A 15,467-nucleotide genomic window follows, 5' to 3' on the forward strand; every position below is an offset into this window, starting at 1 on the left:
TGTTTATCAGGCCACGTCTTAATGTAATGCTTTGGATTTGCAAATTTTGTAGACCGGATAAGGAATTCACGCCGCATCCGGCATCAACAAAGCGCACGTTGTTATCCGGTTATCAAGCCAAAGCGCCGTAGCTGGCGGCAATGAAAGCGAGCGAGGAATATCACCGTCGTTAATGCGCCAAGCAGCGCGCAGAACATATCGGATTGCGTGTCCCACTGGTCGCCCTGGGTGCCGAGAAAATCATCCGCTCCCTGGCCCATTGCCAGCGCCGCCCACCACTCGATTAATTCATACATCGCGCTTATCGCCAGCGCCACGCAGCAGACCAGGAACGCCACCATTTTACGTCCGCGCACGTACATCCCGCGCACGAGAATTTCTCGTGCCACCAGTGCAGGCACCAGCCCCTGGAAAAAATGCCCCAGCTTGTCATACGGATTACGGCTCAACCCCAGCCATTCCTGCACCTCAAAACCGATGGGGACTTTCGCGTAGGTGTATTGCCCGCCGACCATCAGGATGATGGCGTGAAAGAAAATGAGCGTATAGAGCAGCGGCGTTAACGGATAACGTTTAGCGGTGGCAAGCAGTAGCGGCACGACAATAATCACCGGTGTCACTTCCATCAGCCAGGTGAGTTTGTCATGGGCCGAAATGCCGGTATAAATCAGGATTAACGTTAGCGCCAGTGCGCCGGTGTTAAGAATTAACGGCTTGAGTGTGCGGGTCATGGTGAGTTCGCAAGTCAGGGAAAATACTGACTATTCACCAGCAAGCGTGAAATTACAATCGCAAAAGAGGTGGCCCAGGGGGATCACCTGGCAGCATGCTGCCAGGCGCTGGGCCGAAGAGGTTACTTAGTGCAGTTCGCGCACTGTTTGTTGACGATCTGCTGGAAGAAGTCGTTACCTTTGTCATCGACCAGGATAAACGCCGGGAAATCTTCTACTTCGATTTTCCAGATAGCTTCCATACCCAGCTCCGGATAAGCGACGCATTCCAGATGCTTGATGCTCTGCTGCGCCAGTACCGCCGCCGGACCGCCGATGCTACCGAGGTAGAAGCCGCCGTGTTTATGACACGCGTCGGTAACCTGCTGACTGCGGTTACCTTTCGCTAGCATGATCATGCTGCCGCCGTGGGATTGCAGCAGATCCACATAGGAGTCCATACGACCTGCGGTGGTTGGGCCAAGTGAACCTGATGGATAACCGGCAGGGGTTTTCGCCGGACCCGCGTAGTAGATCGGGTGATCTTTGATGTACTGCGGAAGTTCTTTACCGGCGTCAATCAGCTCTTTCAGCTTGGCGTGTGCAATATCTCGGCCCACGATAATGGTGCCGGTGAGCGACAAACGAGTGGAAACCGGATATTGCGAAAGCTGGGCGAGGATCTCTTTCATCGGGCGGTTAAGGTCAACTTTCACCGCTTCGCCTTCACCGGCCTGGCGCAGTTCTTGTGGAATGTACTGGCCTGGGTTGTGTTCCAGTTTTTCGATCCAGATACCTTCGCGGTTGATTTTCGCTTTAATGTTACGGTCAGCGGAGCAGGAGACGCCCATGCCGACCGGGCAGGATGCGCCGTGACGTGGCAGACGGATAACGCGAATGTCGTGCGCGAAGTATTTACCGCCAAACTGCGCGCCAAGACCGAGTTTCTGGGCCTCTTCCAGCAGTTCCTGTTCCAGCTGGACATCGCGGAACGCCTGACCATGTTCGTTCCCTTCCGTCGGCAGTTCATCGTAATAGTGAGCGCTTGCTAACTTGACGGTTTTCAGGTTGGTTTCCGCAGACGTACCGCCAATCACAAACGCGATATGGTACGGCGGGCAGGCTGCAGTACCGAGGGTACGCATTTTCTCGACGAGGAAGTTTTTCAGTTTGCCGGGAGTCAGCAGGGCTTTGGTTTCCTGGTAGAGATACGTTTTGTTGGCAGAGCCGCCGCCTTTCGCAACGCAAAGGAATTTGTACTCATCGCCATCTACCGCGTACAGGTCGATTTGCGCAGGCAGGTTAGTGCCGGTGTTGACCTCTTTGTACATGTCCAGCGCCGCGTTTTGCGAGTAGCGCAGGTTATCTTCGATATAGGTGTTATAGACGCCTTTCGACAGCGCTTCTTCATCACCGCCACCGGTCCACACGCGCTGGCCTTTTTTACCGACGATGATCGCGGTGCCGGTATCCTGGCAGGTCGGCAGCACGCCTTTGGCGGCGATTTCGGAGTTTCTTAAGAATTGCAGCGCCACGTACTTGTCGTTTTCGCTGGCTTCTGGATCGTGAAGAATAGCCGCAACCTGTTTCTGGTGTGCCGGGCGGAGCATAAAAGAAGCGTCGTGAAAGGCTTGCTGCGCCAGCAGGGTCAGGGCTTCTGGTTCCACTTTCAGGATGGTTTCGCCGTCGAAGTCGGCAACGCTAACGTAATCGGAAGTGAGTAGATAGTATTCGGTATTGTCTTTCCCCATCGGGAAAGGTGCCTGGTAGATAAAGGGTTTGTTTGACATAGCTTCCAGCCTGTAACTCTGTATTTGTTATTCGAAAATGGCGTGCCGCGTAGTCACGGGCGGCACGCAAAGTGCATTTATAAGAACCCGTACATCGCGGCGAAGATCCAGCCGAAGACGCACGATACGCTCACACCAATCAACCCCGGCAGAATAAAGCTGTGGTTGATGACGAAGCGACCGATGTGGGTGGTGCCGGAACGGTCAAACTGAATCGCTGCCAGATCGCTCGGATAAGTCGGCAGGATGTAATAACCGTAGCAAGCCGGTGCTGAAGCCACGATGTATGCCGGATCAACGCCGATCGCCAGCGCGACCGGAACAATCGCCGCCAGCGCCGCAGCCTGAGAGTTTACAAACTTGGAAACCAGCAGCAGAACAATGGCATACGCCCACGGATACTCTTTCACCATTTCACCCAGTACGCCCTGAATTTCAGACATATGCGCACCGAACATGGTTTCTGCCATCCATGCGATACCGTACACCGCCACGATGGCGATCATACCGGAACGGAAGACTTCGTTTTTTGAGATAGACGCGGGATTGGTTTTGGTCAGGATAATAATCAGCGCCCCGGTCAGCAGCATAAACATCTGAATAACCAGTACCATCGACAGCGGTTTGCCGCCGAAGGATGGACGCAGGTCCGAATCAGCACCAAGAAGGGCGACTACAGCGATTGCCCCGAGGAAAATCCACATTGCCAGCCAGTTGCTTTTCGGCAGTTTTTTATCGAGCAGCGTCGCGGTATCACCGTAAACATACTCACGGTTTTCCGGTACGGAGATGAATTTCTGGAACTCTTCGTCTTTATCCAGATCTTTACCGCGGAACCAGCTGAAGATACCGATCGCCAGGATACCGATTAACGTCGATGGAATGGTGATTGCCAGCAGATCGAGGAACTCAAGATGGCGACCATCAAAGGTGACATTACCCAGCATCGCAACCAGAGACACGACCGCAACCGACACCGGACTGGCGATAATCCCCATCTGTGCACCGATAGAACTTGCCGCCATCGGACGTTCCGGACGGATGTTGTTCTTAATGGCGACGTCGTAGATGATCGGCAGAATGGTGTAAACCACATGACCCGTACCGCAAAGAATGGTCAGTGTACAGGTCACAAACGGCGCGACAATTGAGACATATTTCGGGTTGCGGCGCAGCAGCTTCTCGGCAATTTGCAGCATGACATCAAGACCGCCCGAAGCTTGCAAGGTCGCCGATGCCGCCACCACCGCAATGATAACCAGCATGACATCAACCGGTGGTTTACCTGGCTGAAGGTGGAAGACGAAGACCAGAATGACCAGACCGATACCGCCTAATAAACCCAGCGCGATACCACCCTTTCTGGCACCATAAAACAGACATATCAGTATTATGATAAGTTGGATAGTAAATAACATGTGTGAACCCTCGCGATAATCCTATTTAAATTTTTGCTGAATAGATCACAGTCACGTTCTGTTTTGTATGAACTGTTTTCAGAGCCTGACTAAATATCCGTTTGGTCGTTACCGGCTTTAGCAAATACCTCACAGTAAATATTGGCTGATTAAAGCAGCGGCAAATTTATGCACTGTGATAAGCGGCTTTTTCAGAGAGAAAAACTCTCTGGCGATGGGTTTATAGTTTGTACTGCGCAGATGTTAATGTTTTGTTTGCTGTTATCTTATTGATATTTATCGGTCTATTTTTTGTTCTCAGGGCAGATATCATTAGGTTTAAAGATTAATCTGATCTACCCATTTGTGGGTAAAAATACACATAATGCGGGTGACATAATAGTTAATTAACTTTTGTTAGCGTTTTGAAATTAAAAACACCGTTCACCTGAAGAGATATTAATTTTTAGCGATGATGGAGGGATAATTATATTTGATCTGGCACAAGTTTTACTGATGAAGGATGTAACTTGTGCCAGGGGTATTTTGCATTACGGTAATAATTATTACTTACAGATAACCAGCGATCCGTTATTGGCAATATTGTTTCAGCAGTGAGTAGTGTTCTGCCTGAATACGGTAACGGTAAACCGGACGCCCCGTGACGCCATAATGGATACTGGTGAACAAGATGTGGCAGTTGACCAGCCAGATGAGGTATTTACGGCAGGAAACACGCGAGATGTTAACCTCGTTAGCCAGCTCGTCGGTTGAAAACTCATAGTCCTGATGCGCGTCAATCCACTGGCACAGCGTGCGTAACGTCTGCGGCGTTAAGCCTTTTGGCAAGCGACGAGGATCCTGTTCGTTGGAGCTGCTGCCGTGGATTAGCTGATCAAGCTCGGCCTGGTCATAATACTGATGTTTTTCCAGCGCCATTTTCTTTTGCCGCCAGCCGGTGAGCGCCTCTTCAAAGCGGGAAGCCTGGAAGGGTTTGATCAGGTAATCCACGACACCGTAATGCAGCGAATCTTTAATGGTTGCCGCATCGGCTGCGGAGGAGATGACAATCACATCACTTTTGCAACGCGCGTTATGCAGGACAGGCAGTAAATCGAGCCCGTTCTCTTTTTGCATATAGATATCGAGCAATATCAGGTCGATAGGCGTATCGCTATTGAAGATAATCTCTTTGGCTTTCTCCAGCGTCGAGGCTGTTCCACAGCATTGAAAGCCTGGGATTTGTGCTACGTATCGGCGATTCAGCTCCGCGACCATTGCGTCGTCATCGATAATTAATACATTGATCATCTGTTCGACCTCTCCCCGTCCCAGGGTATCTGGACAAAAAATTGTGTGAAAATCCCGGGTTCCGATTCCACGGCGATGCTGCCGCCGAGATTTTCTACCTGTTGTTTGACAAGTGCTAAACCGACGCCTCGCTCGCTTCCTTTTGTCGAGACACCTTTGTCAAAAATGTGATCGATTTTGTCGGGTGCGATCCCCGGTCCATCATCGTTAACTTCGCAGTGCAGCCAGCCGTGACGGTAGTGCAATGTTACGCTAATTTCGCCACCGGGTTCCGGTCCTAATGCTTCCAGCGCGTTTTCTATCAGATTTCCCAATGTGGTAATCAGCGTCGCGACCTGGTCCTCACTGCCGCTGTCTGGCAGCTGGCTTTCACTGTTTAAAATCAGCGTATGGCCTAAATCGGTCGCGCGGTTAATCTTGCTGATTAAAAAACCAGCGATAACCGGAGATTTGATCTTACCCAGCAGAGAGCCAATCTCTTCCTGATAGTTATTGGCTGTTTTGAGAATGTAATCTTCCAACTGCTTATAACTCTTCAGATGCAATAATCCGAGAATCACATGCAATTTATTCATAAATTCGTGGGATCGTTCACGAAGTGCGTCAGCATAGTTGACCAGACCATCGAGTCGCTGCATCAGTTTACGTACTTCAGTTTTGTCCCTGAAGGTTGAAATGGCACCGATGATAACGCCATTACTGCGCACCGGAACGGTGTTGATCAGTAATAGCCGATCTTTAATCGTAATCTCTTCGTCGCGGCGCGGGGTACCGTCGCGTAACACTTCCGAGACATCTACCACCTGTGACCACGAGTGGCTGAGCGTCGACAGTTTCTCATCGTCCTGCGACTTACGGTAATTCAGCAATTCTTGTGCGGCATCGTTGATCAGCGTGACCTCGCCGCGATCGTCCACGGCAACGACGCCTTCTTTGATAGACTGCAACATGGCCTGGCGTTGCTCAAACAGCGTGGAGATTTCGTAGGGTTCCAGGCCGAAAAGGATTTTTTTCAGTACCTTAACCAGAATGCAGGTGCCAATCAGTCCGACCAGCATGCCAAATAATACCGACCAGATAATGCTCCAGCGACTGTCATTGATCTGTTGGGTCACGCGGCTTAACTCAAGGCCGATCGCCACCACGCCAATTTGTTTATGATTTTCATCGTAGATGGGGGTAAATACGCGTAAAGCCTGCGCCAGAAAACCGCGATTGATAGCGACATTTTCTTCGCCATTCAGCGCTTTAAGGATGTCATCACCTTTAAATGGCTGACCAATACGCTGGGCTTCAGGATGCGAGTAGCGAAGACTTTGCATATCGGTAACGACAATAAACAGCAGATCGTTGCGTTTGCGCACGGCTTCCGCGATGGCCTGGATTCCGCTCTCCTGCGGTTTTTTCTGCAAGCCCTGACGGATTTCCGGCGAGTCGGCGAGAGTACGCGCCACTGCCAGTGCCTTGTTGGCTAGCCCGTCTCGCGTCATATCACTGATTTGCGAGAAGTAAATCAGATGCACCACCAATAGCACCGAGAACAGTACCGCGCTGACCATTAAGATCACTGTGGTACTCAATTTCATCGGACGTTTGCGTAACATGCGGTAGGGCAATGAATGTCTCATCAGCTTCCTTGTGTGACAAATTTCTTAAGCATTATCTCTGATGAGGCGGGTAATTCAAAGGGAGTAAGAATGATTGGCTATATAGGGGAAGAGACTCTGGCAACGGAAACTGCCAGTGCTGTATGAAGATTCCAGGGCTATGCTTATAGTGAAAACCATACTGATGAGAGAGGGAAGGTCATGGATCAGGCGCTACTTGACGGGGGTTATCGCTGTTATACCGGCGAAAAGATCGATGTCTATTTCAATACTGCAATATGTCAGCATTCTGGCAATTGCGTACGTGGTAACGGCAGGTTATTTAACCTCAAACGTAAGCCGTGGATCATGCCGGATGAAGTCGACGTTGCCACTGTGGTTAAAGTGATTGATACGTGCCCGAGCGGCGCGCTGAAATACCGTCATAAATAAGCGAGGGTAAAATGGAAATACGCGAAGGCCACAATAAATTTTACATTAATGATGAACAGGGCAAGCAAATCGCTGAAATTGTCTTTGTGCCGACCGGAGAGAATTTAGCGATTATCGAACATACCGATGTCGATGAAAGCCTGAAAGGGCAAGGGATTGGTAAACAGCTGGTTGCGAAAGTCGTGGAAAAAATGCGTCGGGAAAAACGAAAAATTATCCCATTATGTCCATTTGCGAAACACGAATTTGATAAAACGCGGGAGTATGATGATATTCGCAGTTGATGGGAGAGTACAGATTCACGATATTTTTCATGCTCTCTGCGGTGTGATGCAGGAGAGCATCTGAAGGGTAGGGGGATGCACAAAGAATGGGCAGAGAGCGCGTTTTTTTGTCCCAAGTCATCCCCTTTACTGAGCAAAAAAAAGAATATCTCCTATATGAGAATCATCAATCGGGGTTAATAAGTTTTGCGTCCCCAGAGTGTTCAATATTGATAGGAGTCATATTATGGAAGGTAAAAACAAGTTCAATACTTATGTTGTTTCTTTTGATTATCCATCATCTTATTCCTCAGTGTTCTTAAGGTTAAGATCATTGATGTATGATATGAATTTCTCCTCTATCGTGGCTGATGAATATGGGATACCACGACAATTGAATGAAAACTCCTTCGCAATAACGACATCGTTAGCCGCAAGTGAAATCGAAGATTTAATCAGGCTTAAATGCTTAGACTTACCGGATATTGACTTTGACCTGAACATTATGACAGTTGATGACTATTTCCGTCAGTTTTACAAGTAGCCAGGAAGGATAAGAAGAACATAAAAAATGGCACTATTCTCTAAAATATTAATTTTTTATGTGATTGGTGTGAACATATCCTTTATCATTATCTGGTTTATCTCACATGAGAAAACACATATTCGTTTACTTAGTGCATTCCTGGTCGGAATAACCTGGCCAATGAGTCTGCCTGTGGCATTACTTTTTTCTCTCTTTTAGGAGCTGTAGTTGAGTGGACCCGCTGGTTATCGTGAAACGAAGCGTCTCTCCTCAAAACTGGATTTGCGGAACGATGAACGAAGCAGTCGCCTGACTGCTTCGTTCATTAAAGTGAAATTTATTTCTGTGGGCGCATCGCCGGGAAGAGAATAACGTCACGAATAGTATGACTGTTTGTAAACAGCATAATCATTCGGTCGATACCAATACCCAGACCAGCGGTTGGCGGCAGACCATATTCCAGCGCAGTCACGTAATCTTCGTCATAGAACATGGCTTCGTCGTCACCTGCAGCTTTAGCGTTAACCTGTTCCTGGAAACGTTCAGCCTGATCTTCTGCGTCGTTTAATTCGCTAAAACCATTACCGATTTCACGACCACCGATGAAGAATTCAAAACGGTCGGTGATTTCCGGGTTAACATCATTACGGCGTGCCAGCGGTGACACTTCTGCCGGATATTCCGTAATAAAGGTTGGCTGAATCAGATGTGCTTCTGCCACTTCATCAAAGATCTCCGTGACAATACGTCCCAGCCCCCAGCTTTTCTCTACCGTAATTCCGATAGATTCAGCTAATGCTTTAGCAGCATCAAAATTATCCAGGTCGGCCATATCGGTTTCTGGACGATATTTTTTGATTGCTTCGCGCATGGTGAGTTTTTCAAACGGTTTGCCGAAATCAAACACATGCTCGCCATAAGTGACTTTAGTGGTACCCAGAACCTCTTGTGCCAGGGTGCGGAACAGGGACTCTGTCAGTTCAATCAAATCGTGGTAATCCGCATACGCCATGTAGAGTTCCATCATTGTGAACTCAGGATTATGGCGAACAGAAATACCTTCATTACGGAAGTTACGGTTGATTTCGAATACCCGTTCAAAACCGCCTACAACCAGACGTTTCAGATACAGCTCCGGCGCGATACGCAGATACATATCTAAATCCAGAGCATTATGATGGGTAATAAATGGGCGAGCAGATGCCCCACCTGGAATTACCTGCATCATCGGGGTTTCTACTTCCATAAAGCCGCGCGCGACCATGAACTGACGGATAGCGGCCAGAATTTTTGAACGGACAACAAACGTTTGACGGGATTTATCGTTAGCGATGAGGTCCAGATAACGTTGACGATAACGAACTTCCTGATCCTGCAGACCATGGAATTTATCTGGTAAAGGACGTAGTGCTTTAGTCAGCAGGCGCAGCTCAGTACAGTGAATGGAAAGCTCACCCGTTTGCGTCTTAAACAGCGTACCGCGGGCACCGATAATGTCACCCAGATCCCATTTTTTAAACTGATCGTTATAAACACCTTCTGGCAGGCTATCTCGTGCGACGTACAGTTGAATACGGCCACCGACATCCTGCAACGTTACAAAGGAGGCTTTCCCCATGATACGACGGGTCATCATTCGGCCAGCAACCGAGACTTCAATGTTTAAGGATTCCAGTTCCTGGTTATCCTTCGCATCAAACTCTTCGTGCAACTGGTCAGAGGTATGGTCGCGGCGAAAATCATTGGGAAACGCCACACCTTGCTGACGTAGTGCCGCCAGTTTTTCGCGGCGATTTCTCAGTTCATCGTTAAAATCAATAGCCTCATTGGCTCCCCGTGTTTCTTGTTCAGACATTTTGGTTCCTCTAAATCCAGCTTTCAATTTAGCGTAGATAAAGAGACAGATCGGTACACTGTATTATCTGCCTCGACTATTAATAACTCAGTTTATCTTATCGAAACTAACGCTTACCTCAAGTTGATATCACTAATAAATAACCATCAAAATGGTTTAAATGACTTATTAATCTCGATTTACTAGTGTGATAAACTGAAAGTTAATTTATTCATAACCAATTGTTTTTACGACAGTTAATCGTTGCTCTCCTGTACCATATTCGTCGGCGTGCTAAACAGGAAACGGGTAGCAAAGGCCAATACGACGATGATCGCGACACAAGCCAACGTCCACTCTCCCATCTGAGAAAAGAATCGCTGGTAAGCTGCAATTGCCATACCGCTAATTTGCGACTCTGTCGTCTGCTGTGCCACGACGCCTGCCAGCCAGTTGGCGACCGCGCCTGTTGCCAGCATATAAATCCCGGTTAATACGCCAGACATTTTCAGACGCGTGATTTGCGCAATCGCCACCGGGTCAATAAAGAGTTCGGCAAAGCCCATTAGCGCCAACCCGGATATCATCACGCCCATTGACGCTTGACCGTCAGCCGCTGCATGTCGGGCATCAAATGCCAACAACATAAAGCCACAAGCCATCAGCAGTAAGCCAAAGGCAAACTTCAGCCAGACGCGCAATGTTGAGTTGCCGCGGCTTTCTGGCGACGCCAGCCAGGCCAGTACAACCCCAGCGAGCATCACCGCAATTGCATTCACCGACTGGAATAGTGCTGTAGGTACTTCAATATTGAATGCCTGACGATTCACAAAGCGATCGATAAACAAGCTGATGGTACTGCCGCCCTGTTGTGCCAGTACCCAGAACAATGTCCCGACAAACATCAACAATACAATTTGCCAAAGAGCACGGCGGTGTTCGGGGAATTTGATCATCATGCGGGCAATGATTTGTGCGGCAATGAGGCAAACGATCGCCAGCAAATATCCGGACCAGTCGTTCTCCAGCAGCAGGGTAAAAAATACTGGGGCTAAACAGAGCATCACCACTAACCAGCTCCATACCGGTAAGGCAAATTTGACGCTAGTGAGCGCTTTTTTATCCATACTACGCGTGGACTGGAAATGACGATGCCCGCTTAAGAAAATCAACAAACCGATAAACATGCCGCCACCCGCAAGGGCAAAGCCAACATGCCATCCATACCACTGAGCAGCCAGGCCGCAGGCGATTGGGGCGGCGATAGAACCGATATTGCCCGCAGCATACAGCAGCGAAAAACCGCCATCACGTCGATGATCGTTCTCGTCGTAGAGCTCGCCAAGCAAACAGCTGATGTTTGATTTGAATAAACCGTAGCCACAAATAATGATTGCCAGCGCCAGATACAGGCTAAAGGTTGAATTTGTATCAATACCCAGCACCACATGGCCAAGAGTCATTAACAGCGCGCCGGCAATCACTGCAGTGCGGTTGCCGAGCAGGCGGTCGGCAAGCCAGCCGCCGAGAATAGGGGTAACGTAAACCAGAGAAGCATATGCGCTGAACAGGCTGATGGCATGGTTATCATCAAAACCAAGCTGATGGGTGAGATAGAGAATGAGCAAGGCACGCATGCCGTAAAAACTGAAGTACTCCCAGATTTGGATCGCCACGATATAGTATATCGCGCGCGGCTGTGAGGGTGTTTTCATGTGTTCTCCTTATGAGCAAAAAAGGGAAGTGGCAAGCCACTTCCCTTGTACGAGCTAATTATTTTTTGCTTTCTTCTTTCAATACCTTAACGGTATAGCGGCCATCAGCCTGACGGTATGCACCGTGAATATCGGTTTCAAAGCCCGGATAGTGAGCGCCGATTTCACACAGCATCTGCAGGAACTCCAGAACCGGACGGCTTTCTTCGGTGATCATTTCACCCGGCATTACCAGAGGAACTCCCGGCGGATACGGAAGGATCATATTGGCGTTAATACGACCTACCATTTCGTCGAGGTAAACTTCTTCGGTCATACCGTGCAGCTCTTTCTGGAATGCAGCATACGGAGTCATTACCATCGTCGGCAGCACTTCAAATGCGCGATACATCAGATCCGGCAGATTGTGGTGAACAATCAGTTTGTGGATATTCTGAGCCAGTTCCTGAATACGCATGTTTTCATAGAATTCAGGATCTTCACGATACAGAGACGGCAGCATGTTTTTCACACGCAGGTTCAGGTCGAACGCACGTTTGAAGTCAGTCAGAGCACGCAGCAGGCTCAGTGCTTTGGTCTTATCGATACCGATGCTGAACAGGAACAGCAGGTTATACGGACCGGTTTTCTCAACAACGATGCCATGTTCGTCGAGGTATTTCGCCACGATGCTGGCCGGAATACCAAAGTCGCTCATGGTGCCGTCTTTTTCCATCCCCGGAGTCAGCAGGGTGACTTTGATCGGGTCAAGATACATGTGCTCGTTATCGATGTTTTTGAAGCCGTGCCAGGTGCTGTCAGAACGCAGCGGCCAGCATTCAGTCGTATCGATATGATCCGGTTGCCATACATCAAAGAACCAGCCATCAGATTCCGTTCTCAGACGTTTGATCTCTTTACGGAATTTGATCGCACGTTCAATGGAACCGTTGATCAGACGCTTACCTGCATTGCCTTTCATCATCGCCGCAGCGGTTTCAGTGGACGCCACGATACCGTAGTGCGGAGAAGTGGTGGTGTGCATCATGTAGGCTTCGTTAAAGGTTTCTTCGTTTACGTCACCTTTTACGTGGATCATGGAAGCCTGAGAGAACGCCGCCAGCAGTTTGTGAGTGGACTGGGTTTCGTAAATCACTTTCCCTTCTACACGGCCACCGCTCATACCGCATTTACCTTCGTAAATCGGTGAGAAGTTGGTGTAAGGCACCCACGCGGAGTCAAAGTGGATGGATTTCACATCCAGTGTTTTCTTGATGAAGTCGGTGTTGTACAGCAGACCATCATAGGTAGAGTTAGTAATTACAGCATGTACCGGCCAGGTTGCGTTTGGTGTTTCCTTCACGCGCTTAGCAATGGTAGCGTGCTGGAATTCACTCTGTGGGATACCACCAAGAATACCGTAAGCGTTACGGGTCGGGCGGAAATAGATTGGCGTAACATCGCTCATCATCATCAGGTGGGTCAGCGATTTGTGGCAGTTACGGTCAATCAGAATGGTGCTGCCTGCCGGAGCAGAGTACATACCAACAATTTTGTTCGCAGTGGAAGTACCGTTGGTCACCATGTAGCTGCGGTCTGCGTTAAAGACGCGAGCGATATACTGTTCTGCTTCTTTGTGTGGACCACTGTGATCCAGCAGAGAACCCAGTTCAGATACTGAAATGGAAATATCAGATTTCATGGTATTCGGACCAAAGAAATCATAGAACAGGCTACCTACCGGGCTTTTCTGGAATGCAGTACCGCCCATGTGACCAGGAGTACAGAAAGTATATTTACCTTCACGAACATATTTAAACAGTGCTTTAGTCAGCGGAGGCAGAATAGTGTTGATATATTCGTCAGTGGTCTGCTTGATCTTGTTAGCAATATCTTCAGCAGCACCCAGCGCATATTCAAAGAAGCTAATCTGTAAACGCAGGTCATTCAGGCTTACATCGAGAGTGGAATACGTATTAGCGAACGCGTACAACGGCAGGTTCTCGTTCATTTTGCTAATTTCTTCGCACAGCTCGAGATTATATTTATCCCAGTCAAAAATAACGCCGCACAGACGCGCATTGTTTTCGATCAGTTTTAATAAGTCGTCACGGTCGTTCGGGTAAACAATCTGGAAGTTCAGACGTTCAAGCGCGCGATGAAGTTCACGGATGGGTTCTTCTTTAAAATAAACCCCCATGTGATTCAATATTGCAATAACGTTCATAGTCATATCTCCAGGTAAAAAAGGCCCCTCCCAACACATGGGACAAAATGAAAGGAGGAGCCTCGGAAAATACTTTTAATTAATGTGCGTTAGACGCGGTGTGGTTATCCATTGAGTGGCTCTGGCGCTCGTGCATTTTGCGAGCGTAGAACATCAGGATAATCAGGCTGACGATGAAGGTACCTGCCAGCTCGAAGGAGCTTGCGCCCATCAGCGCGATGAAGCAGAACACGCAACCCAGTACAGAGCAGATCAGGCTGACAAAGTTGCGGATGTTAACGCCTTCAAAACGAATCAGGTCAACGCAAGAGTAGAAGTACGGCAGCATAGTCAGCAGTACTGCGATACCGGTCAGTTCACCGAACAGGTCAGATGCTTTACCACCGGCAGAGTTCATCAGAGTGATGAGGATCATCAGGGCAGTCATTTTCACTGCAGCCAGCAGCAGACCTTTTTTCGGAATACCGTTGCTGTCGACTTCACCATAAACTTTCGGGAAGTTACCGTCGTTAGCGGCACGTACACCTGCCTGGCCTACCAACATCATCCAGGAGCCCAGAGAAGTCAGGCACGCAAAGGCGGTGAATGCAGAAACCAGCGGCGCAGCCCAGTTACCGAGGATAGTTGAAGCACTGATTGCAAACGGAGCACCGGAAGCCGCCATTACAGAAGACGGATACATACCGGAAAGCACCTGAGTCGCAGCGATGTAAACAATACCTGCTAAACCAGTACCCAGCATGGTTGCCAGCGGAACGGTACGTTTCGGGTTTTTAACCATACCAGTACTTACAGCTGCGGATTCAACACCCACGAAGGCCCACAGGCAGAGCAGAATACTTTTAATGATCGCATGACCATCAGTGGTATCCGCAGTATTCCAGTTAGCTGCATAAGTTGCCGCATCAAACCAATGCCAGCCAACAATAGCAGTCATCACCACAGGAATAAGAACCAGCACCAGACCAATAGTGGTTAAACGGCTTACCCAGGTACCGCCGAGCATATTTACAAAGGTAAATACCCAGACGATAGCAATACAGGCGATACCCGCCGGAACAGGATCATTTAATACTGGGAAGAAGGTGGAAAGATAAGATACAGCGGTAATACCAATCGCCAGGTTACCAATCCAGTTAGCATGGTAATAAAGAACACCTGTCTGAAAACCAAATGCAGGAGAAATTTCTCCGGCATAAGCAATTGGGCCACCTTGTTGCGGGTTTTTTGTTGCCAGTCGGGCATATACATACGCCAGCGACATTGCACCAATAATAGAGATAATCCAACCCCAGATAGCAATACCACCGATACTTGCTAGGTTCGCAGGTAATAATGCAATACCGCTCCCCATCATATTACCGGCAACAACACCGGTACAGGCAAATAGCCCGATCTTCTTGGCAGAACTCATGCTCTTCTCCTAATTTCATTTTTGAATTTGGAGTCCGGGTCATGATGTATAACTATTTCCTGACCAGACCAAACTGGCGCTAAGATTACTCACGAAAAAAGGATTAATCCTAAAGATTAGGTGAAATAACACAAAAGTTTCTGTAAGTGAGAACTTGAGGTTTTTTATTAACACATCAGGATCGCAAGTTGATATCATGAAAAGATAAACATTCAATGTTTACAATAGATTGCGTGACGTCTTCTGGTTAAATTTATGTAAT

At 48.5% G+C, this 15,467-nt stretch carries 13 protein-coding genes; 4 read left to right on the top strand and 9 right to left on the bottom strand.

From position 1 onward, the window contains the following. Window positions 1–101 precede the first annotated feature (101 nt). The 5 genes from ACJHW7_RS18820 to ACJHW7_RS18840 form a co-directional block, all read right to left on the bottom strand. The gene (locus ACJHW7_RS18820; protein ID WP_000198733.1) at window positions 102–731 is read right to left on the bottom strand and encodes a DUF2238 domain-containing protein; all 630 of its coding nucleotides are present in this window, start codon (window positions 729–731) and stop codon (window positions 102–104) included. Between the two features lie 122 nt (window positions 732–853). After that, on the bottom strand, window positions 854–2,500 hold the full coding sequence (fumB, locus tag ACJHW7_RS18825) for a class I fumarate hydratase (protein WP_000066681.1): 1,647 nt from the start codon (window positions 2,498–2,500) through the stop codon (window positions 854–856). Between the two features lie 77 nt (window positions 2,501–2,577). After that, window positions 2,578–3,918 carry an anaerobic C4-dicarboxylate transporter DcuB gene (dcuB, locus tag ACJHW7_RS18830; protein ID WP_000899522.1) on the bottom strand — a complete coding sequence of 447 codons (1,341 nt, stop codon included), beginning with the start codon at window positions 3,916–3,918 and terminating at the stop codon, window positions 2,578–2,580. A 570-nt stretch (window positions 3,919–4,488) separates the two neighbouring features. After that, on the bottom strand, window positions 4,489–5,208 hold the full coding sequence (gene dcuR / locus ACJHW7_RS18835; RefSeq protein ID WP_000611288.1) for a two-component system response regulator DcuR: 720 nt from the start codon (window positions 5,206–5,208) through the stop codon (window positions 4,489–4,491). Continuing rightward, window positions 5,205–6,836 carry a sensor histidine kinase gene (locus ACJHW7_RS18840; protein ID WP_001216477.1) on the bottom strand — a complete coding sequence of 544 codons (1,632 nt, stop codon included), beginning with the start codon at window positions 6,834–6,836 and terminating at the stop codon, window positions 5,205–5,207. The genes dcuR and ACJHW7_RS18840 overlap by 4 nt, the downstream gene beginning before the upstream one ends. Window positions 6,837–7,016: 180 nt before the next feature. On the opposite strand from ACJHW7_RS18840, the gene yjdI reads away from it, so the two are divergent. From yjdI to ghoT, 4 genes are all read left to right on the top strand, one after another. Next, window positions 7,017–7,247 (top strand): 4Fe-4S mono-cluster protein YjdI, encoded by a 231-nt coding sequence (yjdI, locus tag ACJHW7_RS18845; RefSeq protein ID WP_021557455.1) that lies wholly within the window; start codon window positions 7,017–7,019, stop codon window positions 7,245–7,247. A gap of 11 nt (window positions 7,248–7,258) precedes the next feature. Next, on the top strand, window positions 7,259–7,531 hold the full coding sequence (locus tag ACJHW7_RS18850; protein ID WP_000405647.1) for a GNAT family N-acetyltransferase: 273 nt from the start codon (window positions 7,259–7,261) through the stop codon (window positions 7,529–7,531). A gap of 226 nt (window positions 7,532–7,757) precedes the next feature. Further along, window positions 7,758–8,054 (top strand): type V toxin-antitoxin system endoribonuclease antitoxin GhoS, encoded by a 297-nt coding sequence (gene ghoS / locus ACJHW7_RS18855; protein ID WP_000398619.1) that lies wholly within the window; start codon window positions 7,758–7,760, stop codon window positions 8,052–8,054. 27 nt (window positions 8,055–8,081) lie between these two features. Continuing rightward, window positions 8,082–8,255 carry a type V toxin-antitoxin system toxin GhoT gene (gene ghoT / locus ACJHW7_RS18860; protein WP_001672275.1) on the top strand — a complete coding sequence of 58 codons (174 nt, stop codon included), beginning with the start codon at window positions 8,082–8,084 and terminating at the stop codon, window positions 8,253–8,255. Window positions 8,256–8,373: 118 nt separating this feature from the next. On the opposite strand, the gene lysS is transcribed toward ghoT, so the two are convergent. From lysS to cadB, 4 genes are all read right to left on the bottom strand, one after another. Then, window positions 8,374–9,891, bottom strand: a complete 1,518-nt coding sequence (gene lysS / locus ACJHW7_RS18865) for a lysine--tRNA ligase (RefSeq protein WP_001295074.1) — start codon at window positions 9,889–9,891, stop codon at window positions 8,374–8,376. A 236-nt stretch (window positions 9,892–10,127) separates the two neighbouring features. Further along, window positions 10,128–11,585 carry a dipeptide/tripeptide permease DtpC gene (gene dtpC / locus ACJHW7_RS18870; RefSeq protein ID WP_021557456.1) on the bottom strand — a complete coding sequence of 486 codons (1,458 nt, stop codon included), beginning with the start codon at window positions 11,583–11,585 and terminating at the stop codon, window positions 10,128–10,130. A gap of 58 nt (window positions 11,586–11,643) precedes the next feature. Further along, the gene (gene cadA / locus ACJHW7_RS18875; RefSeq protein WP_001295383.1) at window positions 11,644–13,791 is read right to left on the bottom strand and encodes a lysine decarboxylase CadA; all 2,148 of its coding nucleotides are present in this window, start codon (window positions 13,789–13,791) and stop codon (window positions 11,644–11,646) included. A 79-nt stretch (window positions 13,792–13,870) separates the two neighbouring features. Beyond that, window positions 13,871–15,205 (bottom strand): cadaverine/lysine antiporter, encoded by a 1,335-nt coding sequence (cadB, locus tag ACJHW7_RS18880; protein ID WP_000092909.1) that lies wholly within the window; start codon window positions 15,203–15,205, stop codon window positions 13,871–13,873. Window positions 15,206–15,467: the final 262 nt, after the last annotated feature.

Origin of the sequence: Escherichia sp. WS1152 (assembly GCF_046487665.1) — a bacterium.
GTDB classification, from domain to species: domain Bacteria; phylum Pseudomonadota; class Gammaproteobacteria; order Enterobacterales; family Enterobacteriaceae; genus Escherichia; species Escherichia coli.

What these genes read in the sequence shown, in the direction of transcription:
- dcuR (WP_000611288.1), bottom strand. Translation starts at nt 5,208, where the DNA reads ATGATCAATGTATTAATTATCGATGACGACGCAATGGTCGCGGAGCTG.
- lysS (WP_001295074.1), bottom strand. Translation starts at nt 9,891, where the DNA reads ATGTCTGAACAAGAAACACGGGGAGCCAATGAGGCTATTGATTTTAAC.
- cadB (WP_000092909.1), bottom strand. Translation starts at nt 15,205, where the DNA reads ATGAGTTCTGCCAAGAAGATCGGGCTATTTGCCTGTACCGGTGTTGTT.
- ACJHW7_RS18820 (WP_000198733.1), bottom strand. Translation starts at nt 731, where the DNA reads ATGACCCGCACACTCAAGCCGTTAATTCTTAACACCGGCGCACTGGCG.
- cadA (WP_001295383.1), bottom strand. Translation starts at nt 13,791, where the DNA reads ATGAACGTTATTGCAATATTGAATCACATGGGGGTTTATTTTAAAGAA.
- ACJHW7_RS18840 (WP_001216477.1), bottom strand. Translation starts at nt 6,836, where the DNA reads ATGAGACATTCATTGCCCTACCGCATGTTACGCAAACGTCCGATGAAA.
- dcuB (WP_000899522.1), bottom strand. Translation starts at nt 3,918, where the DNA reads ATGTTATTTACTATCCAACTTATCATAATACTGATATGTCTGTTTTAT.
- yjdI (WP_021557455.1), top strand. Translation starts at nt 7,017, where the DNA reads ATGGATCAGGCGCTACTTGACGGGGGTTATCGCTGTTATACCGGCGAA.
- fumB (WP_000066681.1), bottom strand. Translation starts at nt 2,500, where the DNA reads ATGTCAAACAAACCCTTTATCTACCAGGCACCTTTCCCGATGGGGAAA.
- ghoS (WP_000398619.1), top strand. Translation starts at nt 7,758, where the DNA reads ATGGAAGGTAAAAACAAGTTCAATACTTATGTTGTTTCTTTTGATTAT.
- dtpC (WP_021557456.1), bottom strand. Translation starts at nt 11,585, where the DNA reads ATGAAAACACCCTCACAGCCGCGCGCGATATACTATATCGTGGCGATC.
- ghoT (WP_001672275.1), top strand. Translation starts at nt 8,082, where the DNA reads ATGGCACTATTCTCTAAAATATTAATTTTTTATGTGATTGGTGTGAAC.
- ACJHW7_RS18850 (WP_000405647.1), top strand. Translation starts at nt 7,259, where the DNA reads ATGGAAATACGCGAAGGCCACAATAAATTTTACATTAATGATGAACAG.